General features: G+C 72.8%; 25 protein-coding genes. All 25 read right to left on the reverse strand.

All coding sequences use genetic code 11. The annotated features are described in order from the left end of the window. Nucleotide 1: 1 nt before the first annotated feature. The 25 genes from GKS42_RS00580 to GKS42_RS00700 all read right to left on the reverse strand — a co-directional run bounded on the left by GKS42_RS00580 (nucleotide 2) and on the right by GKS42_RS00700 (nucleotide 19,253). Nucleotides 2–760: a flagellar biosynthetic protein FliR gene (locus GKS42_RS00580; RefSeq protein ID WP_154792069.1), complete on the reverse strand. Its 759-nt coding sequence runs from the start codon at nucleotides 758–760 to the stop codon at nucleotides 2–4. 1 nt (nucleotide 761) lies between these two features. Next, on the reverse strand, nucleotides 762–1,037 hold the full coding sequence (gene fliQ, locus GKS42_RS00585; protein ID WP_154792070.1) for a flagellar biosynthesis protein FliQ: 276 nt from the start codon (nucleotides 1,035–1,037) through the stop codon (nucleotides 762–764). 1 nt (nucleotide 1,038) lies between these two features. Next, the gene (gene fliP / locus GKS42_RS00590; protein WP_154796463.1) at nucleotides 1,039–1,899 is read right to left on the reverse strand and encodes a flagellar type III secretion system pore protein FliP; all 861 of its coding nucleotides are present in this window, start codon (nucleotides 1,897–1,899) and stop codon (nucleotides 1,039–1,041) included. A gap of 17 nt (nucleotides 1,900–1,916) precedes the next feature. Next, a complete protein-coding gene (gene fliO / locus GKS42_RS00595) occupies nucleotides 1,917–2,342 on the reverse strand; it encodes a flagellar biosynthetic protein FliO (protein ID WP_154792071.1) in 426 nt (141 codons plus the stop codon). After that, nucleotides 2,342–3,034, reverse strand: coding sequence for a flagellar motor switch protein FliN (gene fliN, locus GKS42_RS00600; protein WP_154792072.1), 693 nt, complete (start codon nucleotides 3,032–3,034; stop codon nucleotides 2,342–2,344). The genes fliO and fliN overlap by 1 nt, the downstream gene beginning before the upstream one ends. Next, nucleotides 3,031–3,882, reverse strand: coding sequence for a flagellar motor switch protein FliM (locus GKS42_RS00605; protein ID WP_232847865.1), 852 nt, complete (start codon nucleotides 3,880–3,882; stop codon nucleotides 3,031–3,033). Before GKS42_RS00605 ends, fliN begins: the two co-directional genes overlap by 4 nt. A 118-nt stretch (nucleotides 3,883–4,000) precedes the next feature. Then, nucleotides 4,001–4,825: a flagellar motor protein MotB gene (locus GKS42_RS00610; RefSeq protein WP_154792074.1), complete on the reverse strand. Its 825-nt coding sequence runs from the start codon at nucleotides 4,823–4,825 to the stop codon at nucleotides 4,001–4,003. Continuing rightward, a complete protein-coding gene (locus tag GKS42_RS00615) occupies nucleotides 4,822–5,595 on the reverse strand; it encodes a motility protein A (RefSeq protein WP_154792075.1) in 774 nt (257 codons plus the stop codon). Before GKS42_RS00615 ends, GKS42_RS00610 begins: the two co-directional genes overlap by 4 nt. After that, nucleotides 5,577–5,894 carry a flagellar FlbD family protein gene (locus GKS42_RS00620; RefSeq protein WP_154792076.1) on the reverse strand — a complete coding sequence of 106 codons (318 nt, stop codon included), beginning with the start codon at nucleotides 5,892–5,894 and terminating at the stop codon, nucleotides 5,577–5,579. The genes GKS42_RS00615 and GKS42_RS00620 overlap by 19 nt, the downstream gene beginning before the upstream one ends. A gap of 97 nt (nucleotides 5,895–5,991) precedes the next feature. After that, nucleotides 5,992–7,167, reverse strand: coding sequence for a flagellar hook protein FlgE (locus GKS42_RS00625; RefSeq protein WP_154792077.1), 1,176 nt, complete (start codon nucleotides 7,165–7,167; stop codon nucleotides 5,992–5,994). Nucleotides 7,168–7,201: 34 nt separating this feature from the next. Continuing rightward, the gene (locus GKS42_RS00630) at nucleotides 7,202–7,627 is read right to left on the reverse strand and encodes a flagellar hook capping FlgD N-terminal domain-containing protein (RefSeq protein ID WP_154792078.1); all 426 of its coding nucleotides are present in this window, start codon (nucleotides 7,625–7,627) and stop codon (nucleotides 7,202–7,204) included. A 15-nt stretch (nucleotides 7,628–7,642) separates the two neighbouring features. Beyond that, nucleotides 7,643–9,136 (reverse strand): flagellar hook-length control protein FliK, encoded by a 1,494-nt coding sequence (locus GKS42_RS00635; protein WP_154792079.1) that lies wholly within the window; start codon nucleotides 9,134–9,136, stop codon nucleotides 7,643–7,645. Further along, nucleotides 9,133–9,843, reverse strand: coding sequence for a C40 family peptidase (locus tag GKS42_RS00640; protein WP_154792080.1), 711 nt, complete (start codon nucleotides 9,841–9,843; stop codon nucleotides 9,133–9,135). Before GKS42_RS00640 ends, GKS42_RS00635 begins: the two co-directional genes overlap by 4 nt. Further along, nucleotides 9,840–10,268, reverse strand: coding sequence for a flagellar export protein FliJ (locus GKS42_RS00645; RefSeq protein WP_154792081.1), 429 nt, complete (start codon nucleotides 10,266–10,268; stop codon nucleotides 9,840–9,842). The genes GKS42_RS00640 and GKS42_RS00645 overlap by 4 nt, the downstream gene beginning before the upstream one ends. Beyond that, a complete protein-coding gene (locus GKS42_RS00650) occupies nucleotides 10,265–11,596 on the reverse strand; it encodes a FliI/YscN family ATPase (protein ID WP_154792082.1) in 1,332 nt (443 codons plus the stop codon). The genes GKS42_RS00645 and GKS42_RS00650 overlap by 4 nt, the downstream gene beginning before the upstream one ends. Beyond that, nucleotides 11,593–12,207 carry a FliH/SctL family protein gene (locus GKS42_RS00655; protein ID WP_154792083.1) on the reverse strand — a complete coding sequence of 205 codons (615 nt, stop codon included), beginning with the start codon at nucleotides 12,205–12,207 and terminating at the stop codon, nucleotides 11,593–11,595. Before GKS42_RS00655 ends, GKS42_RS00650 begins: the two co-directional genes overlap by 4 nt. Continuing rightward, a complete protein-coding gene (gene fliG / locus GKS42_RS00660; RefSeq protein WP_154792084.1) occupies nucleotides 12,197–13,216 on the reverse strand; it encodes a flagellar motor switch protein FliG in 1,020 nt (339 codons plus the stop codon). Before fliG ends, GKS42_RS00655 begins: the two co-directional genes overlap by 11 nt. After that, on the reverse strand, nucleotides 13,213–14,802 hold the full coding sequence (gene fliF, locus GKS42_RS00665; protein ID WP_154792085.1) for a flagellar basal-body MS-ring/collar protein FliF: 1,590 nt from the start codon (nucleotides 14,800–14,802) through the stop codon (nucleotides 13,213–13,215). The genes fliG and fliF overlap by 4 nt, the downstream gene beginning before the upstream one ends. Then, nucleotides 14,802–15,116, reverse strand: coding sequence for a flagellar hook-basal body complex protein FliE (gene fliE / locus GKS42_RS00670; RefSeq protein ID WP_154792086.1), 315 nt, complete (start codon nucleotides 15,114–15,116; stop codon nucleotides 14,802–14,804). Before fliE ends, fliF begins: the two co-directional genes overlap by 1 nt. Further along, the gene (locus GKS42_RS00675; RefSeq protein ID WP_154792087.1) at nucleotides 15,116–15,505 is read right to left on the reverse strand and encodes a flagellar basal body rod protein FlgC; all 390 of its coding nucleotides are present in this window, start codon (nucleotides 15,503–15,505) and stop codon (nucleotides 15,116–15,118) included. The genes fliE and GKS42_RS00675 overlap by 1 nt, the downstream gene beginning before the upstream one ends. Continuing rightward, nucleotides 15,502–15,846: a flagellar basal body rod protein FlgB gene (locus GKS42_RS00680; RefSeq protein WP_154792088.1), complete on the reverse strand. Its 345-nt coding sequence runs from the start codon at nucleotides 15,844–15,846 to the stop codon at nucleotides 15,502–15,504. Before GKS42_RS00680 ends, GKS42_RS00675 begins: the two co-directional genes overlap by 4 nt. A gap of 194 nt (nucleotides 15,847–16,040) precedes the next feature. Then, nucleotides 16,041–16,400: a hypothetical protein gene (locus GKS42_RS00685; RefSeq protein WP_154792089.1), complete on the reverse strand. Its 360-nt coding sequence runs from the start codon at nucleotides 16,398–16,400 to the stop codon at nucleotides 16,041–16,043. Beyond that, complete coding sequence (gene fliS / locus GKS42_RS00690) at nucleotides 16,400–16,819, reverse strand: flagellar export chaperone FliS (protein WP_154792090.1); 420 nt, start codon at nucleotides 16,817–16,819, stop codon at nucleotides 16,400–16,402. The genes GKS42_RS00685 and fliS overlap by 1 nt, the downstream gene beginning before the upstream one ends. Nucleotides 16,820–16,871: 52 nt before the next feature. Then, nucleotides 16,872–18,263, reverse strand: coding sequence for a flagellar filament capping protein FliD (gene fliD / locus GKS42_RS00695; protein WP_168217681.1), 1,392 nt, complete (start codon nucleotides 18,261–18,263; stop codon nucleotides 16,872–16,874). 153 nt (nucleotides 18,264–18,416) lie between these two features. Continuing rightward, nucleotides 18,417–19,253, reverse strand: coding sequence for a flagellin N-terminal helical domain-containing protein (locus GKS42_RS00700; RefSeq protein ID WP_154792092.1), 837 nt, complete (start codon nucleotides 19,251–19,253; stop codon nucleotides 18,417–18,419). Between the last annotated feature and the right edge of the window lie 48 nt (nucleotides 19,254–19,301).

Raw genomic sequence — 19,301 nt, forward strand, 5'->3', positions numbered from 1 at the left:
CTCAGCCCACCCCCACGAGCAGGTCGGTGACCTGGTCCGTCAGCGAGGCGACGATCCGGGGCAGCGCCAGGAACGCCGTCGCCGCAAGGGAGACGGTGAGCAGGATCTTGACCGGGAAGCCGAGCGCGAACGCGTTCAGGGCGGGGGCGACCCGGGTGAGCAGGCCGAGCCCGGCATCGGCGAGGAAGAGGACCACGATCATCGGGCCCGCGATCTGCAGGGCCGCGACGAACATCTGGGACACCGCGGTGGTCAGCGCGGCGGCCGGGTCCGCGGCCGGCCAGGCCTCGCCGAGCGGAAGGGCGGTGAACGTGCGGACCAGGCCGGCCAGGATCAGCTGGTAGCCGTCCGAGGCGAACAGCAGCACGATCGCGGCGAACTGGTAGAGCCGGGCGAACGGTGCGGCCGAGACCTGCAGCCCCGGGTCGAACGCCTGCGCCATCTGGAATCCGCCGAACAGGTCGATCAGAGCGCCGGCCGACTGGACCGCAGCGAACACCACCGCGACGAGCGTGCCCAGGCCGGCGCCGATGAACAGTTGCGACACCAGGCTGAGCAGGAACGCCGGCAGGTCACCGGTGACGTAGCCGGCCGTGACCACCGGGGACACCGCCAGGGCCAGCCCGACGGCGAGCATCGCCTTGATCCGGGCCGGCACCCCGCGGTGCGCGAACGGTGGGGCGATGAACAGGAACGCGGTCACCCGCACCGTCGCGAGCAGCACGGCTTCCAGCCATCCCTGATCCAGTTCGAATCCCACGTCACCCGCCGCCCAGGAGCCCGGGGATCGAGTCGAACAGACCGGTGGTGAAGGTGGTCAGCTCGGCGATCATCCAGTGCCCGCAGACCAGGAGCGCGACAGCCACGGCGGCGGCCTTCGGCACGAAGGAGAGGGTGATCTCCTGGATCTGCGTCATCGACTGCAGCAGGGAGATCCCGAACCCGACCACCAGGGCGGTGACGAGGATCGGTAGGCAGAGCTTCGCGGCGAGGATGAGAGCATCCACCGCGATGTCCAGGACGGCCGAGGTATCCATGTCAGGTCACCTGGTAGGAGGACACCAGGGCCGTGATGATCAGGCCCCAGCCGTCCACGAGGATGAACAGCAGGAGCTTGAACGGCAGCGAGATCATGACCGGCGGCAACATCATCATGCCCATGCTCATCAGGGCAGCGGACGTGACCAGGTCGATGATCAGGAACGGGACGAAGATGACGAACGCGATGATGAAGGCGGCCCGCAGCTCCGAGATCATGAACGCGGGCACGAGCGTGGTGAGCGGCACCATCGCGGTGGTCTCCGGGTTCTCGGCACCGGCGGCCCGGGTCATCAGCGCGAGGTCCTCCTCGCGGGTGTGGGCGAGCATGAACTCGCGCAGCGGGCCAGAGCCGAGGTCGAAGGCGTCGCTGACCAGGATGTCCCCGGCGAGGTAGGGCTGCAGCGCGACATCGTTGATCTCGCTCAGCACCGGCGCCATGATGAACAGGGACAGGAACAGCGCCAGCCCGGCGAGCACCTGGTTCGGCGGCACGGTGGTCAGCCCGAGCGCGTTCCGGGTCATCGCCAGCACGACGAAGATCTTCGTGAACGACGTCATCATGAGCAGCAGCGACGGCGCGACGGCCAGCACCGTGACCGCGAGCAGCGTGACGATCGCGCCGTTCGGTGCGTCGTTCGGGCCGTTGATGGACACCGAGACACCGCCCGCGGGATCGCTCGTGTCGTCGGGGCCGCCCGGGCCGGCGGGACCGGCGGGCGCGGTGGGCACGGTCGGATCCGAGGGTTGCGCGGTGTCGGCGTGCGCGGCGCCGGCGAACAGCACGGACACCACCACGGTCAAGGTGACGGCGGCGAGCAGGATCAGGACGAGCCGGCGCACCCGAGCGGCGCCGTTCATCGCGTCGGCGGCGGTGTTCACGCGGCCCGGTTCCTACCGGTGACCGCCGCGGCGGCCGCCTTCCAGGTGCCCGTGTCGAGCAGGGAGCCCGCTGCCCAGCCCTTCGCCGGTTCGAGGGCGTTCACCGGCAGCAGGGTGGGCTCGTCCGTGGCGGCGTCGTCCGCGGCGCGGGCCAGGGACGCCTCGAACACCGGCTGCGCGGGTGCGTCGGTGGTGTGCAGGACGCTGACCTGGTGCTCGGTGACGCCGAGGAGGAACCGGCTGCCCGCGGCCTCCAGCAGGACCACCTGCGCCTTGCCGCCCAGGTTCTGGCGAGCCACGACCTCCAGCTCGCCGTGGCGCCGGGTCCTGGCCCGACCGAGGCGGCGCTGGGCGAACCACATCAGGCCCAGCACGCACGCCAGGGAGAGGGCCACCCGCAGGGCCAGCAGCAGCGAGTCCATCAGTGCGCCTCGGTCGCGTCCAGGATCTGGGTGACGCGGATCGCGTAGTCCTGGTCGACCACGACGACCTCGCCGTGCGCGATCAGCCGACCGTTCAGGAGCAGATCGGCCGGGGCGCCGGCGGAGCGGTCGAGCTCGATGACACCGCCGGGCTCCAGGTCCAGCACGTCCCGCACGCTCATCCGGGTGCGGCCGATCTCCACGGTGAGCGTCATCTCCACGTCGTTGATCCGGCCGATGCGGCCCGGGCGCGAGCCCGTCGCGTCCACGGTGCCCTGGCGCGCGGCCTGGCGGGCGTTCGGGCGGAGCCGGATCGCGAACCAGCCGAGCGTGCGACCGTCCGGGGCGTTCAGGTCGTAGACCGCGACGTCCGGCGTGGCGAGCAGGTCGCCGGCGTCGCCCTCGGTGACGTCCGAGAGGATCCCGGCGCCGAGCGTGGCGGTCGCGGCCTCGAGCGCGGGGCGCAGTACGTCGGCGCCGGAGACCACGCCGTCGGTGGGCAGTTCGTCGGTGAGGACGAGGGCCACGTCCGCGGAGGTGGCACCGACGAACGAGGCCAGGTACGCGGTGGCGGCTCCGTCGGCGGCGAGGTCGTCGGGCCGGATCTCGACCCCCGACACGGGCATCGGCAGCAGCGCGGTCAAGGCCGCGGCGGCGTCGAGGGTGGCGGTGGGTGCGGTGGTCGTGCTCATCGGTTGGACTCCTCGGTGGTGACGATGACGCAGGCCAACCGGGAACCGGTGGACCCGACGGCGGCGGTGGCGAGCACCCGATCGTCGACGGCGACGTCCAGGGGACGTGTTCGGGGGTGGGGGACGGAGATCAGGTCACCGACGGTGAGGTCGAGGATCTGCGCCGGCCGCACCGGCACGGGCGCGAGCCGGACTGACACTTCCAGGGGCACCAGCTCCAGCGCCCCGGCGATCAGATCGCCGGAGTCCGCCGCGATGCTCGGGACGGACCCGCCGAGCTGGGGCAGCAGGGCCGCCGAGGGCAGCGCCAGCGTGGCCGGGCAGCTGCGGTCCCCGAACGTGACCGTGAACGCGGCCACGACCATCGGTTCGTTCGGGCCGGCGGCCTGCGCGAACTGGGCGTTGAAGCGGAGCGAGCGCACCAGCGGGGCGACGTCGAGCAGGTCGCCGAGGGAGTACCGCAGGTCCTCGACGGCGTCGCTCATCAGGCGGCGCACGAGGTTCTGTTCCAGGGCGGTCAGCTCCCGCTCGGCGTCGGGAGCCTGCTCCGCGGTGGCGCCGAGCATGTGCCCGATCCAGGTGAGCGCCGCACCGACCGGGAACTGGATCACCGCGCGCGGCGCCTCGTCGGGCAGTTCCAGGAGCACCATCGTGGTCAGCGTGGGCAGGCCCGCGGTGTAGTCGTCGTAGGTCTGCAGGCGGACCTGGTCGAGCTCGACCCGGCACCGCACCCGAACCTTGGCGGTGAGCTGTGTCCCCCATTGGCGGGCGAACGTCTCGAATGCCAGCTCCAGGATCCGTGACTGCTCCCTTGCCAGCGCCGTGGGGCGCCGGAAGTCATACGCCACGGGCTCGCGTGATGCGGGGGAGGGAGCGTCTGCACGCGTATCTACGGCTGTCACACCGCTGACTGTCGTCGACGACGCCGCCGATGTAAGCGAACCGTGTATAGACGTTGGTGGATGTTCAGGATTCCTGGGACAGCAGCTCCGGCAGCAACTGGCGGACGGACTCCGGCGCGTCCGAGAGCACCACGATGTCGACCCGTCGGTTCATCGCCAGGGCGTCGGGGTCGGAGCCGTCCGCCAGGGGGCGGGAGTCGCCGAACCCGACGGCCGCGATCCGCTCCGGACCGATGCCACCGGTGCCGATCAGGTGCCGGACCACTTGGGTGGCGCGACCGGAGGAGAGCTCCCAGTTCGTCGGGAACGGGTAGGTGCCGGTGCGGTGGTCGGCGTGCCCCTCCACCGAGACGTTGTACCCGGAGGCCACGACGGCGGGAGTGACCGCGTCAAGGACCTGCACGGCCCGAGTCGTCAGATCGGCCCGGTTGGGCTCGAAGAACATCTCGGAGGTGACCAGGCCGATGGTCAGGCCCCGCTCGTCGAGGGTGAGTCGGGCGGCTCCCTCGAGCCCGTGGGCGGCGAGAGCGGCCGCGACCTCGTCCCGGAGCTGCTCCAACGAGGCCAGTTCCAGCGCGGCCTGCTCGGTGTCGGTCTCCGGCGGCGGCGCGGACGCCGGATCGGGCATCATCTCGGGCGGGACCACCACGCCCTCGGCGACGTCGAGCCGGCCGAGGTCGGTCTGACCGAAGCCCGAGGACAGCGCGTTCCGGAGTTCGTCGTACTTGCCCTGGTCCACGCTGGAGATCGCGAACATCACGATGAACAGCGCCATCAGGACCGTGATCATGTCCGAGTAGGAGACCAGCCAGCGTTCGTCGGCGCCCTCCTCGCCGTGGCCGCTGTGGTCGCCGTGGCCGCGCCGGGTGCGGCTGCGGGCGCGGCTCATGCCGCCTTCTCCTTCTCCTGCGGAAGGTCGTCCGGGACGAGGGCGCGGAGCCGCTCGTCCAGGGCGCGGGTCTGGCAGCCGCCCTGCACGGCGAGGGCGCCCTCGATGACGAGCGTCATCCGGTCGCACTCGAGATCGGACAGACGCTTGAGTCGGTTCGAGATCGGCAGCCAGAGGAAGTTCGCGGTCATCACGCCCCAGAGGGTCGCCACGAACGCCGCCGCGATCGAAGGGCCGAGGGTGGCCGGCTCGGACAGGTACTCCAACACGTGCACCAGCGACACGACGGTGCCGACGATGCCGATCGTGGGGGCGTAGCCACCCATGTCGGAGTAGAACTTGGCGACCTGCCGGTCCCGGCCGGACTTGGTGTCCAGCTTGTCCTCGAGGAGCTGACGCAGCTCCTCGGAGTCCATGCCGTCCACGATCGCCTGGAACGCCTCCCGCAGGAACGGGTCGTCGACCTCCTCGAGCATGCTCTCCATGGAGAGCAGCCCGTCGTTGCGCGCCTTCTCGGACAGTTCCACCAGAGTGGTGATCGTCCGGGCCGGCGGCACCGGCTTGCCCCGGAACGCCTGACCGGCGCCCTTCAGGGCGCGACCGGCGTCCGCGAGCGTTCCGCCGGCGATCGCCACACAGATGGTGGCACCCACCACGAGCAGGATCGGCGCCGGAAGCAGCAGCGACGTGAGGCTCGCACCCTCCAGCGTGACCATGCCCACCAGGGCACCGAACGCGAGGAGGATGCCGATCAGCGTTGCGGGGTCCACGTCGGATCCTCTTTCTTGCGGGGTCGCAGAGCCACGGGCGCCGATGGGCCGGCGGCCACGGCGGGTGGCACGAGCCCGAACTGCGTCCGGTCGGTGGTGATGGGCAGGTCCCGCGCCCGGGAGACCACGGCGGCCCGGAAGTCGATGATCCGGTCCAGGACCACGTCGAGCGCCTCGGCAACCACGTGCTTGGAGCCGTCCACCAGGATGAGCGTGGTGTCCGGCGTGGCGTGCATGCGTTCGACCAGGTCCGGGTTGATCGCGAAGGTCGTGCCGTTCAGGCGCGTGAGGATGATCATGGGCTTGTCCTAGCTGCGGGCAGGGCCCGATCGGGCCTCGGAGTCCACTGTCGGCCGGAGGGCTGGTCGGGTAAGGCCCGGTGGGACCCCGTGGCGATCAGCGCTTGAGGTTGACGAGCTCCTCGAGGACCTGGTCGGAGGTGGTGATGATCCGCGAGTTCGCCTGGAAGCCGCGCTGGGCCACGATCAGGTTCGTGAACTCCTGGGACAGGTCCACGTTGGACATCTCCACGGCGCCGCCGATGAGCTGCCCGAGACCGTTCGCCGCCGCGGTGCCGACCTCGGCGGCCCCGGAGTTGGCGGACGCCCGGTAGAGCGAGCCGCCGGCCTTCTCCAGGCCGGCCGGGTTCGTGAAGCCGGCCAGGGCGATGCGCCCGATGGCCTCCTTCACCCCGTTCGAGAACGACCCGATCAGGGTGCCGTCGGGTGACAGCGTGAACGACTCGAGTTCGCCCACGCCGCGGCCGTCGACGTCGGTGACCTCGACCGAGCTGAGCTCGGCGTAGCCGGTGACCCCGGTCAGGTCCACACCGACCCCGCCGACCGTGAGGGTGCCGCCGCCGGTGAGCCTGCCGTCGGTGAACGTCAAGGCCTGCGCGGGCGCGGTGGCGGCCCCGTCTGACCCGGCGACGGTCCAGCCACCGGCGGTGGTGAACTCGAACGTCAGCGACAGCCGGCGGGTGCCGCCGAGCGCGTCGTAGACCTCGACGTCCCGGACCAGCTGGGTCCCGTCCTCGGCGTCGGCCGGGAGGTTGCCGCCCACGGTTGCCGTGGTGGTGGCCTCGGCCGACGCGAGGGCACCGACCGGGAGGGTGATGTCGGTGAGCGGGCCGGTCGGGTTGACCTGTCCGTTCACGGCGGCCCAGCCCCGCACGAAAGAACCGTCCGTGGTGACGAGCCGGCCCGCGCCGTCGAAGTCGAACGCACCGGCCCGCGTGTAGAGGGTCTCGTTGCCCTTGCGGACCACGAAGAACCCGTCGCCGGCGATCATCATGTCCGAGGCCCGTCCGGTCGACTGGGCCGCGCCCTGGGTGAACGTCGTGGAGATGCCGGCAACCTGGACGCCGAGGCCGATCTGGGCCGGGTTCGTGCCGCCGGCACCGGCCTGCGGGCCGGCGGAGTTCTGCACCATCTGGGACAGCGTGTCCTGGAACCGGATCGTGCCCGCCTTGAAGCCGGTGGTGTTCACGTTGGCGATGTTGTTGCCGGTGACGTCCAACATCTGCTGGTGGGCGCGCAGGCCGGTGATTCCGGAGGTGAGTGAGCGCAGCATGGGTCTGCCTTTCGGTTGTCGATGAGGTGGTGGGTCAGGCGTCGGTGGTGGCGGTGAGGCCGCTGACGGCGTCGAGGGCCACGCGTTCGGTGCCGACCATCACGGTCGGCACCTGGTCGGCGTACGAGACGGCGCTCGCAATCCCGGTGTGGGTCGCGCCGTCCGCGTCGAGATAGCTGACCTCACGGCCGAGCAGCTCGGCGGCAGCGGATCGCATCTGCAGGGAGAAGGACTCCTCGGTCAGGCGCGCCAGCGAGGTGAGCTGCTCCATGCTGGCCAGCTGCGTGGTCTGCTGGATCATCTGGGTGGTGTCCATCGGCGAGGACGGGTCCTGGTTGCGCAGCTGGGTGACCAGCAGTTCAAGGAACACCTCGGAGTCGAGGGTCTGCTTCGGCGCGGCCGGTGTGGGGGGCGCGCCGGCGGCGGCACCGACCGGTGGGATGGGCGTCGAGATGGGCATCGGGGTCTCCTTCTGTCAGAGCAGGACGTCGAGTGCGGCGGCTCCGCCGGGGCGACCGGGCGCTCGGCCGGCCTCGGACGGGCGTGGGGCGTGGCCGGGTCCGGGAGCCTGGATCGGACCGGGGGCGGGTTCGCGGCGACGCGCATCGTCACCGTCGGCGTCGGCCCTGGCGCCCGCGCCCGGGTGGTCCCCGGGTCCGGCGTCCAGGTCGAGCGTGGCGGTCAGGCCGCCGGCGGCGAGGTCACGGCGAAGGTCCGGGAGGATCGCCCGCAGCGCCTCGCGGCCGGCGTCCGGCGTGTGCAGCTCGATCCGGATCCCGTCCGCGCCGATGTGGGCCCGGACGGCGATCGGCCCGAGGTGGTCCGGGGTGACGTTGATCGTGAGCGTGTGCTGCCCTGCCGGTGTCGAGCGCAGGGTGAGGAGGCCGTCGAGCAGCTGCGCTGTGGCCGGCCAGGGTGACGCGGACGGCCCGACGGCGGGGCTCGCCGTCGCGGTGACGGGCACGTTGGGCACCGGTGCGGTCAGGGGCGCCGTCAGGGTGGGCGCCGACGCAGGGTCCCGGCCGGCGGTGGGTGCGCCGCCCGAGGGTGCCGTGCCGACGGAGGGTGCGCCAGGGGTGTCGCCGTCGGAACCGGCCGATGCCCACCGGCTCAGCCCTGCCGTCGCCGAGTCCGGGTCCCCGAGGACCGGGGCCGGCTGTCCGGCGGTCTGGTTCGGCGAGGCGGCGCCGGTGCCCGCCGGACCCGGCTCGGTGGCGCCGGTCAGGGGGCCCGCGGCGCCGGCCGTGGTGACGGCGTCCGGTGCGGCGGCGACGCCCGGTGACGCGGCGGTGCCCGCAGTGCCGGCGCCGCCGTTCGTGCCGACGGCGACCGCTGTGCCCGAACCGCCCGTTGTGCCCGAACCGCCCGCGGTGCCCGGGGCGCCCAGTGTGCCCGGGGCGCCCACCGTGCCTGAGGTGCTCGAGTTGCCCGGGGCGCCCGCGGCACGGAAGTGCCCGGCCGTCGCCGAACCGGCCACGACCGACGGTGCACCGAGGGGACCGACGGAGCCGTTGGAACCGTCCGAACCAGCCGGACCGCCGCCCGCGCTCGGGGCCGGCGTCGCGCCGTCGGGGTCTGCCGCGGCTGCGAGGCCGGCGCCGTCTGTCGCGGCGTCAATGACGCCCGGAGCACCCGCGGCCGCCGGCGTCACTCCGAGCGGGGCGCCGGCCGTGCCGCCGGGCACAGCGGCCGGTGGTGGTCCGGCCGGTGTCGGCGCCGGAGTCGGCCCGGCCGGGGTCGCCCCGAGCCCGGCGGTCGCGTCGGTCCCGGGCCCGGGCTCAGCGGACTCCGCCCGGTGACCGGACCGGTCGGTCGGCCGGGTGTTCCGGGGTTCGTACGGTGTCGCGGTGTGCGCGGACAACACGTCCTGGAACGCCGGCCCGGACCGGTCGGTCCGAGGGTGGGCCGGGACCGCTCCGGCCGACGGTCCGAGTGGTCGGGTGGTCGAGGGGAAGGTCGGTGCGCTCATCGGGAGCCCGCCGTCACCACGTCGCGGGCAGCCGCGGTGGCCAGGTCCTGCCCGCCGGTCGGCAGCACGCGTCGGATCGAGGTGATGTCCGCGTCGGTCTCGAACATGTCCCTGATCTGCACGTCCTGCCCGGGCCGCGGGGAGTGCAGCACCTGGTTGTCGCCGAGGTAGATCATCACGTGGCCGCCGCCGCGGGTGATGATCAGGTCACCGGGCCGGGCCTGGGCGAGCGAGGCCACCTCGGTGCCGATCGTCATCTGCGCTCGGGCGGTGCGGGGCACGTCCACGCCGAGGTCCTTCATGGCGAGCTGCACCAGGCCGGAGCAGTCCAGGCCGCCCTCGGCGAGCGACTCCCCGCCCCAGACGTAGGGGGTACCGAGGTACTTCCGGGCCGCCGTGACGAGGTCGGCGCCGGTGGCGGTGCCGGCGGTGACGGGTGTCCCGCTCGTGCCGGCCGGCGCCGTCGGGACCACGTCAGCCGAACCGGTCCCGCCGGCCTGCGCGGTGGCGAGCGCCGTGGCGAACAGCGCCTGGTCGGCGCCGGCGGTCGCGCCGGTGAGCCCGCCCGTCGACGTGGCCGTCGCCGTGGTGGTCGCCGAGGTGGCGGACGCGGACGCGGTCACGACGGGCGCCTGGATCGTCGCGGACAGCTGCGCCATCGTCTGCTCGATCTGCCCGATCCGGGCGGAGATCATCGCGATCGTCATCGGTCCGGCCCCTTCCTCGACCGGGCCCACGCCTGCCCGGCGGTCTCGTCCAACGCGCCCTGCTCGGCACGGAGGTCCTCGAGCGTCACGAGCGCGGCGTGACGCTCCTCGAGCTTCTCCAACGACGTCGTCGCGGCGCGCGCGTCGTGGTGTGCGACGCGGGCGGCCTCGACGTCGGTCGCCGATCCGGCCTCAGTGGCGCGCAGCTCTGCGAGAAGGCCGCGCGCGGAGGCGCGTGCCGCGACCAGGGCCACCAGGGTGGCCCGGTCCTCGACCTCCACCGGGCTCCCGGCAAGGACGCCGGCGAGGCGTTCGGTGCGCCGCACGTCCTCCCGGTGGCGCCGGTTCGCGCGGGCCAGGTCACCGGCCCGCTGGTCCTGCTGCAGACGGCGTACCCGGAGGAGGCCGGCGAGGGGGAAGTTCATCGGGCGCCTCCCAGCGCTCGGGCGAGCCCGGCGAGCCGGGCCCACGAATCGTCGGCCGGGGCGGCCTCGGACAGTTCCTGGAGCAGGAACGCGTCGATCTGGCCGGCGTGCTCGAGGGCGGCGTCAACGAGCGGGTTCGCGCCGCGCTGATAGGCACCCACGTCCAGCAGGTCGCGCGCGGCGGCACGGGCGGCGAGCACCCGGCGCAGGGTGGTGGCGTCGGCACGTTGCTGCGGCGCCGTGACCCGGTTCGCGAGCCGGCTGATCGAGGCGAGCGGGTCGACCGAGGGGAAGTGGCCGGCCACGGCGAGCTTGCGGTCGAGCACCACGTGCCCGTCCAGGATGGACCGGGCCGAGTCCGCGATCGGCTCGTTGTGGTCGTCGCCGTCGACGAGCACCGTGTAGATGCCCGTCACGGACCCCTGCGCCGCAGTGCCGGCGCGCTCCAGGAGTTCGGCCAGCAGTGAGAAGGTCGACGGCGGGTAGCCACGGGTGGCCGGCGGCTCGCCCACGGACAGCCCGATCTCCCGCTGCGCCATGGCGACCCGGGTCAGGGAGTCCATCATCAGCATCACGTGGGCGCCGCCGTCCCGGAACGACTCGGCGATCCGGGTCGCCACGAACGCGGCGCGCAGCCGCACCAGCGCGGGCTCGTCGGACGTGGCCACGACCACCACGGATCGAGCCAGACCCTCCGGACCGAGATCGTCCTCGAGGAACTCCCGGACCTCACGTCCACGTTCACCGACCAGCGCGATCACCGAGACCTCGGCCTCGGTGCCACGCGCCACCATGGACAGCAGCGATGACTTCCCGACGCCGGAGCCGGCGAACAGCCCGAGCCGCTGACCACGCCCGACGCTGGTCAGGGTGTCCAGGACGCGGACCCCCAGGCTCAGCGGCTCGGCCACCCGGGCACGGTCGAGCGGCGCCGGCGCCGAGTTCGCGACCGGCACGTGCCGCACGTGGGTGAGCGGTCCGCGGCCGTCGATCGGTCGGCCAAGGCCGTCCAGGACCCGGCCGAACAGGCCCGCACCGGTGGGCACCAGGATCCCGGTCCCGCGCGTCCGCGCGGGAGCGCCGGCGACCAGACCGGTCATCCGGCCGAGCGGCATGCACCGCACCCCCGCGGAGGTGGCCGCGACCACCTCGGCGTGCACCGCCGTCGGGCCCTCGCCCACGGTGACCAGCTCTCCGATGGGCGCCTCCAGCCCGGCGATCTCGAGACCGAGACCGACCGCGCTGGTGACCACGCCGACCCGCTCCGGCCGTGCGGCCCGCAGCGCGCGGGCGAAGCGAGCCGGGTGTGGCCGCAGGGTCGCGGTCATGACGGGGCCTGGGTGAGGGCGGCCCGGGCGCGTCCGAGCGCCGTGCGGATGCCGGCGTCGAGGAAGCCGGCGTCGAGGTCCACCATCGCGTCGCCGCGGGTGAGAGCGGCGTCGGCGACCAGGTCGACCGGCGCCTGCGCCCCGGCGAGGGTTGCGATGTCGTCCGGGTGCATCCGGACGGTCCGGACCACCTCGTGCCGGACCCCGGCCAGAGCCCTGGTGAGGGCGGCGCGGGCGCTCGTGTCGCCGTCGGCCAGCTCGATGCCGAGCACGGCCTCGGCGAGGTCGACGGCGGCGGCGGCCAGCTGGTCCTGGGCGTCCAACAGGGTCGTGGTCTCCCGGGCATCGAGGCGCGCAGCGGCAGCGGACAGTGCCGCCACGGCGCCGGCGGTGGCGGCGCTCCGTTCGGCGTCGTGCCGTTCGTGCTCGGTCTCCAGCTCGGTGAGCCGCTCGGCGAGCGTGGCCCGGGCGGCGCGTAGACCCGCGGCGTATCCGGCCGCGTGCCCTCGGCGCTGCGCCTGCTCCTGGCCGCGTGGGTCCGGGCTCGCCCCGGTGGCGGGGAAGACCGCAGGCGCGAACGCCGCCGGCAGCCGGCCTGCGTCAGTCGACATAGCGGTCCTCCGAGCCGCGCACGACCACGAGGTCGCCGCTCGCCTCGAGGCTCCGCATCGCGAGCACCACCTCGGTGCGGGCGTCCTCGACCTGGGATGCCCGCAGCCGCACCGGGCGGGCGGCTTCCTCCTCCAGGACCTCCCGGTTCCGGGCGGAGATGTTGCCGGTGATCTTGTCGGTGATCGCCGGCGCCGCGCCGCGGAGCGCGATCGCGAGGGTGGCCGGGTCGATCCCGCGCAGCACCTGCTGCATGTCCAGGTCATCCACGTGCACCACGTCCGCGAACGTGAGCAGCCTGGCCCGGACCTCCTCGGCGAGCTCCGGGTCGAGCCGGTCGAGCCCTTCGAGGACGGCGGTCTCGGTGCGCTTGTCGGCCCGGTTGATGATCTCGACCAGCGGTGCCACGCCGCCGACGGTGTCCGCGGGCTCGCGGGACGCGGCCGCGGCACCCGCGCGCTGCTTGAGCGACTCGGCGATGATCGAGACCGCCTCGGGCGACGTGGGCCCCATGGTGGCGATGCGCCGTGCGAGCTGGGGTCGCAGCTGGTCCGGGAGCGCGGCGAGCGCGCCCGAGGCGCGCTCGGGGCGCAGGTGCGCGAGCACCAGCGCGATGGTCTGCGGGTGCTCGCCGTCGAGCAGCTGGAGCAGGTGCGGATCCTCGACGGTCTCGAGGAACTCGAACTGTTGGCCCGCCATGGTGGACTCCACCCGGGTCATCACGCCGGCGGCCCGCTCGGAACCGAACGAGGCCTCCAGCAGGCCCGTCGCCACGTCCTTGCCGCCGCGGGACCGGAACCGGCCGGTGATCGTGGAGTCGTGGACCTCGGAGATGACCGCGTCGGCGACCGCTGGGTCGACCCGGCGCAACCGGACGATCTCCGCCGTGATCTCCTCGGCCTCGGCCTCGGAGAACTGCTGCATCACCTTGGCGGCGCGCTCGGTGTCCAGCTGCATGAGCAGCAGGGCTGCCTTCTGCACGCCGGTCAGGTCGGTGTCGGTCGCGCTCACACCGGGCGCCGTTCGTCCATCAGGTCACGCAGGGCCTCTGCCATGCGCTCCGGATCGTGCTCGGCGATGGCGTCGAGCTCGGCGCGCTTGCGGAGCAGGTCCTCCGGCCCGTTGTCCAGGAACGGTGGCGGTGGCAGTTCCAACCGGGGCTCGGATTCGCCCAGCAGCTCCGGCTGGTGCTCGTCCTCGAGCTGCTCGATGGTCGCCGGGCCGAGGTCGATCGACCTCCGCTCCTGGCGGCGGTTGCGCCGGGCGTAGATGACGAGCGCGATGATGACGGCGGCAAGGACGCCGGCGATGATCATCCCGGTGCGGGTCAGGTCCGCGCGCTGTTGCGCCGCCTCGGCGGCAGCCGCAGCGGCGAGCGCGTCCTGCGCCTCCTGCGCGGAGGACGTGTCGAACTGCACCGGGGTGACGGTGACCTGGTCACCGCGAGCGGTGTCCACCCCCGCGGCGGTGGCCACCAGCGCGGACAGCTCGGCCATGTTCACGGGCGCCGCGGCGGAGGTGTCCACGGCCACCGACACGGACTGGCGGACCAGGGTGCCGGCCGGGATGGACGTCGTCTGCGTGACGGAGTTGAGCGCGTTGTCGCGCACCTCCGACTCCGAGCTGTAGTCCCCGCCGTCGCCCTCGGAGTCGGGGACGGCGATGTTGTCCGGTCCGAGGACTCCGGCGCCGGTCCCCGCGGAGCCGGTGTAGGTCTCGGTGGTGCTGGAGGTCGAGTGCGCGGGCGTCCCCTCCGGGGCCGTGAAGCTCTCCTCGAGCCGCTCGGCCGATTCGGTGGAGACCTGCGCCGCCACCACCACCGTCGAGTTCCCGGCGCCGAGCACCTGGTCGAGCATGGCCTGGACCTGCGCGCGGACCCGCTCCTCGTGGTCGCTCGCCTGTTGGTCCGGGGTGCCGGTGGCACCCTGCCCGACGGCGGAGAGGACTCGTCCGGTGGCGTCGATGACGGCGACGTCCGTGGGGGACATCCCGTCGATGGACGCCGACGTGAGGTGCACGATGGCCTGCACCTGGTCGGAGTTGAGCGAGACACCCTCCTCGGTCTCGATGAAGACCGACGCGGTCGGGTTCGTGGCCTGGGACACGAACACGGTCTCCTCCGGGATCGCGAGCCGCACCGAGGCGGTCCGGACGCCGGTCATGGCGCCGATGGTCGCGGCCAGCTCGCCCTCGATGGCGCGCTGATAGGTGACCTCCTGCTGGAACTCACTGGTCGTCACGCCCATGTCGTCGAGTAGCGAGTACCCGCCGGTGGACGAGCTCGGCAGCCCCGCGGCGGCCGCCTGCAGGCGCTGGTCGTACACGGCGTCCTCGGGGACGAGCACCGTGGAGCCGCCGTCGGTGAGCTGGTACTCGACGCCGTTGGTGCGGAGCTGGTCCACGATCGTGTTCGCGTCCGAGGGCGACAGTCCGGAGAACAGCGGCGCGAAGGACGGGCGGGTGAGCCAGGACGAGAGCGCGACGGTGCCGAGGACGAGCACGGCGATCCCGATCAGCGCCAGCGTGCGCTGAGCGAGGCTGAACGAGCGGACCGACTCCATCAGCCGGCCGAACCAGGACGTCAGGGTCGCCGCCATCAGGCCTGCATCCTCATGATCTCGTTGAACGCGTCCACGCCCTTGTTCCGGATGGTGGCGACGAGTTCGAGGGTCACCTGGGCGCGGGTGGCGGCCAGGGTGGCCTGATGGATGTCGGTGAGGTCACCGCTGACCGCCCTGATGGCGAGTTCGTCCGAGGTGCCCTGCAGGGCCTGCAGGTCCTCGAGGGCGCCGGTCAGCGCCGTGCCGAACCCGTCCGTCCCGGAGGTCGGGGCGGCCCGGTCGAGCCCGTCGGGGCGAGCGGCGGCGGTCGGAAGCGCGGCGCCGAGCGCGCCGATGGCTTCGATGGGCATCAGTTTCGTCCGATCTGGAGGGCGGCTGTGTAGGTGTCCTTGGCCCGGTCGACGACGGCGGCCGAGGCCTGGTAGCCGCGCTGGGCGAGGATGAGCTGCGACATCTGGGCGGCCATGTCGATGTCGGGGTAGCGCACGTAGCCGTCGGCGTCGGCGAGCGGGTGGTCCGGCTCGTGCACGAGCCGGCCCTCGGCGTCCCCGTACGCGGCACCCTGCACGTACACGCCACCGTCCTCGCCGGCGGTGGCGAGCACGTACCGGGCCCGGAACGCCTCGCCGTCGGTGCTGGTCACCGTGTTGACGTTGGCGATGTTGTCGCTGATCGCGTCCAGCCACTTGCGGTGCACGGTCAGCCCGGTGCCGGCCACGCCGATCGCGTCGAAGGTCATGAGTTCGTCCGCATCGCCGTGCGCAGTGCCGTGAACGGGCCGTCGGCCGCCCGCGCGGCGAACTGGAACCGCAGCACCGTGTCGATGTTGGAGAGCGTCTCGGTGTCGAGGTTGACGTTGTTGCCGTCGAGCCGGGTCGGCTCGAGGGAGCGTTGCTCGGTGGCGTCGGCGCGCCCGTCGCCCGCCGCCACGGACCGGGTGATGGCGTCCTCGAACGCGACCCGGCGGGCGGTGTAGTTCGGGGTGTTCACATTCGCGATGTTCGAGGCGATGGCACGCTGTCGCGCCGACAGGCCATCCAGGGCGCTCGAGATCGCGAGCGCGGTCACGGATTCCAACACAAGGACACTCACCTAGCGTCGAGACTGCGATGGCCGATCCGTGGCCGAGGGGGTGAGCGATCCGTGCTCACTCCCCTCTCTCGGCAGCAGCACGTCGACGGTAAGGGGTCCCGCGTCCTCAATGTATAGACACTGAACACGGTCGGTGTCGCGTTCTCAGCGAGGTCCGGCCGTTCGCGTCTTGACGGGTAGCGTCAGCCCGTGACGTCCAGGTAGACCGGGTGTCCGGCGTCCGCGCTCGGTACCGCGGCGAGCGCGGCACGGTGCCGGCGGGCGGCGGACATCGTGCCCGTCAGGGCCGCCGCGGCTTCCTGCTGGGTGGCGAGGACCATGCGGGCTCGGTCGGCCAGCCCGGCCGGCAGCGGGCCGAGGCCCGACGGCGGCACCCAGGCCGCGCCGTCGGGCCCCGGCATCGTGGTCGTCGTCATGGTGCTCGGCGTCGGCACGGTGGTGCGCCGGGCCTCTCGCTCGAGGGTGTCGAGGAACTCGGCCCAGGTGGCCGGCTCGCCCGGGGCGAGGGGCGCGAGGGCGCCGGCCGCGTCGGCGTGCGTCATCAGGCGACGCCGAGCGAGCCGTTCGGCGCTGCGCTGCGCAGGGCCGGCAGGTTCGTCGCGGCCTCGTGCCAGGCCGACCGGATCGGCTCGAGGAGCTCGCGCACCGACGTGACGAGGCCGGGGTCCCGCGTCGTGCTCGCGGTCAGCAGGGTGGACAGCGCGTAGGCGTAGATCGCGTGCAGTTGGGCTGCGCCGTCCCAGGCATCCACGTCCAGGGTGGTCATCAGCTCGGTCACGATGCGCTGGGCGTGGATCAGGTGGCCACGGGCCCCGGCCCAGTCGTCGAGCTCCAGCGCCCCCTCGGCCCGGCTGAGATCCAGCAGCAGCCGGTCGTAGAGCATCGTGACGAGGCGGGCGGGGGAGGCGGCGAGCACCTGGTCCTGGAGGTAGGACTGCCGGGCTGCGGTGTAGGTGGACATCGGTGGCGCGCCCCGGGCGGGGCTGCCTCCTCTCGGGTGGTTCGGGGGCCGGTCAGGCCGTGGACGAGGTCGCGAGGCTGGCGAGCTGTGAGGTGAGGTAGGACTGCTGCGACTGCAGTCGGGACAGCGCGACCTCCATCGCGGTGTAGGTGCGCTGCAACGTCTCGCGGCGTGATTCGAGCCGCCGGTCCCACTCGGCGATCTGGGTGCCGATGTCCTTGACGTGGTCCTGCTCGCCGGTGATCCGGGCACTGAGCAGGCCGGTCTTGGGTGCGGAGAACGCCGCCCCTGCCTCGGCGACGCGACCGGCGATGGCGGCGAGCGTGGCGGTGACCCGGTTCGGGTCGGTGGCGAGCGCCTCGCGGAAGATCTCCTCGTCGAACTCGACCGTGCCGTCGCGGGTGATCACGATGCCGATCTCGGACGGGGACCTGCCGTCGACCGGTGCGGTCGCCGCCGTCAGCAGCCGCGACGAGGCGTCGCGCACCGTGGACTCGCCGGCGAACAGGCCGCCGGTCACGACGGCCTTCCCGTCGGCGCCGATCGTGGACGTGACCCGGCTCCGGGCGGCGATCTCGGTGAAGATCTGCGCGAGCGCTCCCACCAGTTCCTCGGCCGCGGTGGTCTGGGTGTCGACGTCGGCGGCCACCGTGATGGTGACCGGGTCCGGACCGGCCGCGGAGACCGTCAGGTCCACGCCGGGCAGGAGGTCGGTGAAGGTGTTCGTGGCCGACGTGACCTGTTGCTCGGCTGCGGTGCCGGCCCAGAGCGTCACGACGGCGTCGGCCGCCGTGCGTACGTGCGCGGCGCCCGGGCGGGTGAACAGGTCCGCGGCGGTGCCTGCCGTCACGTCGGCGGCGGAACCGGCGAAGACCTCGAACGCGGCGTCGGCGCCGGACGCGGCCGCGGTGAACTGGATCCGGTGCAGGGCTTCCCCGGTCACAGGGTCGAGCCCGGCGGCCACCTTGGTGGCGCGCACGCCGGCGTCGGAGGTGTTGACGGCCGCGACCACGGCGTCGAGTTCGGCGCCGGTGGCGGTGATCTCGGTGAGCTCACCGCTCGCGGACCGGACCGTGAGCACGGCCGGGTCGGTGTCCCAGGCGGACATCGCGGCCGTCACCGAGGTCTGGGTACGGGCCACGGAGGAGACGACGACGGACAGGTCGCCGATCCCGGCGCCGTCCTTCGCGGTCGCGGTCACGGCCGGGTTGCTGCTGGTGACCGTGCGCGGCTGCAGCCCCGTGTCGGTGCGCAGGCCCTCCGCGCGCTCGGTCAGGGCGGCGATCTTGGTGTTCAGCGACTGCCACGCGGTGATCAGGTTGTCGGCGGCGGTGCGCTTGGAGGTGAGGATGCGCTGGGGGCCGGCCTCCGCGGAGAGCAGCGCATTGATCAGCGAGGCGGTGTCGAGGCCGCTGATGATGCCGTCGATGCCGAAGGAGGCCATCGCGAGAACTCCGATCAGGTGGGTGGGCGCAACGGGCCGGTGTGACGGCGACGCCCGGGGTGGTGGCCGGACGGGGCGGCACCCGCCCCGGGCGTCGGTCATGACCGCTGGAACCGGAGGCCGGCCGGTGGGGGGTCACCGGCCGGCCGTGGCTCAGCGGAGCAGCTGCAGAACGCCCTGCGGCGCCTGGTTGGCCTGCGCGAGCATCGCCGTGCCGGCCTGGGACAGGATCTGCGAGCGGGTGAAGTCCACCATCTCCTTGGCCATGTCCGCGTCGCGGATGCGCGACTCGGACGCGGTCAGGTTCTCGATGGAGACGTTGATGTTCTTCACCGCGTACTCGAGGCGGTTCTGCGTCGCACCGAGCTCGGAACGGCCGGTGGAGACCGAGCCGATGGCCGCGTCGATCGAGTCGATGGCCGTCTGGGCCGCGGTCGCGTCGGTCACGGCGACACCGGCCGTCGTCATGTCCGTCACGATCGTGGACAGGTTGTTGGCCGCCAGGCCGACCGTGATCTGCGAGCTGGCGCCCGAGTCCGCACCCACCTGGAGGGTGAGGTCGGTCGCGGTGCCGTCAAGCAACTGGATGCCGTTGAAGTTCGTGCTCTCCGCGATCCGGGTGAGCTCGGCGGTGAGGTCGGTGAGCTCGTTGGAGATCGCGGTGCGCGACTCGGCGTTGTTCGTGTCGTTCGCACCCTGGACGGCGAGGTCACGCATCCGCTGCAGGATCGAGTGCGCCTCACCGAGCGCGCCCTCGGCCGTCTGGACGACGCTGATGCCGTCCTGGGCGTTGCGGGCGGCCACGGTGTAGCCGTTGACCTGGCTGCGCAGGCCCTCGGCGATGGACAGGCCGGCCGCGTCGTCACCGGCGCGGTTGATCCGCAGACCCGAGGAGAGCTTCTCCAGGGACTTGGCCTGCTGGTCCTGGGTGATGGACAGGTTGCGGTAGGCGTTGGCCGCCGCGGTGTTGGTGTTGATGGCGAAACCCATGATGCTTTCCTCCGTGAGTGGGCTGGTCGTGCCCGGCCCATCCGTGGG

The organism is Occultella kanbiaonis (assembly GCF_009708215.1).
Lineage (GTDB): Bacteria > Actinomycetota > Actinomycetes > Actinomycetales > Beutenbergiaceae > Occultella > Occultella kanbiaonis.

What these genes read in the sequence shown, in the direction of transcription:
- fliQ (WP_154792070.1), bottom strand. Translation starts at nt 1,037, where the DNA reads ATGGATACCTCGGCCGTCCTGGACATCGCGGTGGATGCTCTCATCCTC.
- fliP (WP_154796463.1), bottom strand. Translation starts at nt 1,899, where the DNA reads ATGAACGGCGCCGCTCGGGTGCGCCGGCTCGTCCTGATCCTGCTCGCC.
- fliO (WP_154792071.1), bottom strand. Translation starts at nt 2,342, where the DNA reads ATGGACTCGCTGCTGCTGGCCCTGCGGGTGGCCCTCTCCCTGGCGTGC.
- fliN (WP_154792072.1), bottom strand. Translation starts at nt 3,034, where the DNA reads ATGAGCACGACCACCGCACCCACCGCCACCCTCGACGCCGCCGCGGCC.
- GKS42_RS00610 (WP_154792074.1), bottom strand. Translation starts at nt 4,825, where the DNA reads ATGAGCCGCGCCCGCAGCCGCACCCGGCGCGGCCACGGCGACCACAGC.
- GKS42_RS00620 (WP_154792076.1), bottom strand. Translation starts at nt 5,894, where the DNA reads ATGATCATCCTCACGCGCCTGAACGGCACGACCTTCGCGATCAACCCG.
- GKS42_RS00625 (WP_154792077.1), bottom strand. Translation starts at nt 7,167, where the DNA reads ATGCTGCGCTCACTCACCTCCGGAATCACCGGCCTGCGCGCCCACCAG.
- GKS42_RS00630 (WP_154792078.1), bottom strand. Translation starts at nt 7,627, where the DNA reads ATGCCCATCTCGACGCCCATCCCACCGGTCGGTGCCGCCGCCGGCGCG.
- GKS42_RS00635 (WP_154792079.1), bottom strand. Translation starts at nt 9,136, where the DNA reads ATGAGCGCACCGACCTTCCCCTCGACCACCCGACCACTCGGACCGTCG.
- GKS42_RS00640 (WP_154792080.1), bottom strand. Translation starts at nt 9,843, where the DNA reads ATGACGATCGCGATGATCTCCGCCCGGATCGGGCAGATCGAGCAGACG.
- GKS42_RS00645 (WP_154792081.1), bottom strand. Translation starts at nt 10,268, where the DNA reads ATGAACTTCCCCCTCGCCGGCCTCCTCCGGGTACGCCGTCTGCAGCAG.
- GKS42_RS00650 (WP_154792082.1), bottom strand. Translation starts at nt 11,596, where the DNA reads ATGACCGCGACCCTGCGGCCACACCCGGCTCGCTTCGCCCGCGCGCTG.
- GKS42_RS00655 (WP_154792083.1), bottom strand. Translation starts at nt 12,207, where the DNA reads ATGTCGACTGACGCAGGCCGGCTGCCGGCGGCGTTCGCGCCTGCGGTC.
- fliF (WP_154792085.1), bottom strand. Translation starts at nt 14,802, where the DNA reads ATGGCGGCGACCCTGACGTCCTGGTTCGGCCGGCTGATGGAGTCGGTC.
- fliE (WP_154792086.1), bottom strand. Translation starts at nt 15,116, where the DNA reads ATGCCCATCGAAGCCATCGGCGCGCTCGGCGCCGCGCTTCCGACCGCC.
- GKS42_RS00675 (WP_154792087.1), bottom strand. Translation starts at nt 15,505, where the DNA reads ATGACCTTCGACGCGATCGGCGTGGCCGGCACCGGGCTGACCGTGCAC.
- GKS42_RS00685 (WP_154792089.1), bottom strand. Translation starts at nt 16,400, where the DNA reads ATGACGCACGCCGACGCGGCCGGCGCCCTCGCGCCCCTCGCCCCGGGC.
- fliS (WP_154792090.1), bottom strand. Translation starts at nt 16,819, where the DNA reads ATGTCCACCTACACCGCAGCCCGGCAGTCCTACCTCCAGGACCAGGTG.
- fliD (WP_168217681.1), bottom strand. Translation starts at nt 18,263, where the DNA reads ATGGCCTCCTTCGGCATCGACGGCATCATCAGCGGCCTCGACACCGCC.
- GKS42_RS00700 (WP_154792092.1), bottom strand. Translation starts at nt 19,253, where the DNA reads ATGGGTTTCGCCATCAACACCAACACCGCGGCGGCCAACGCCTACCGC.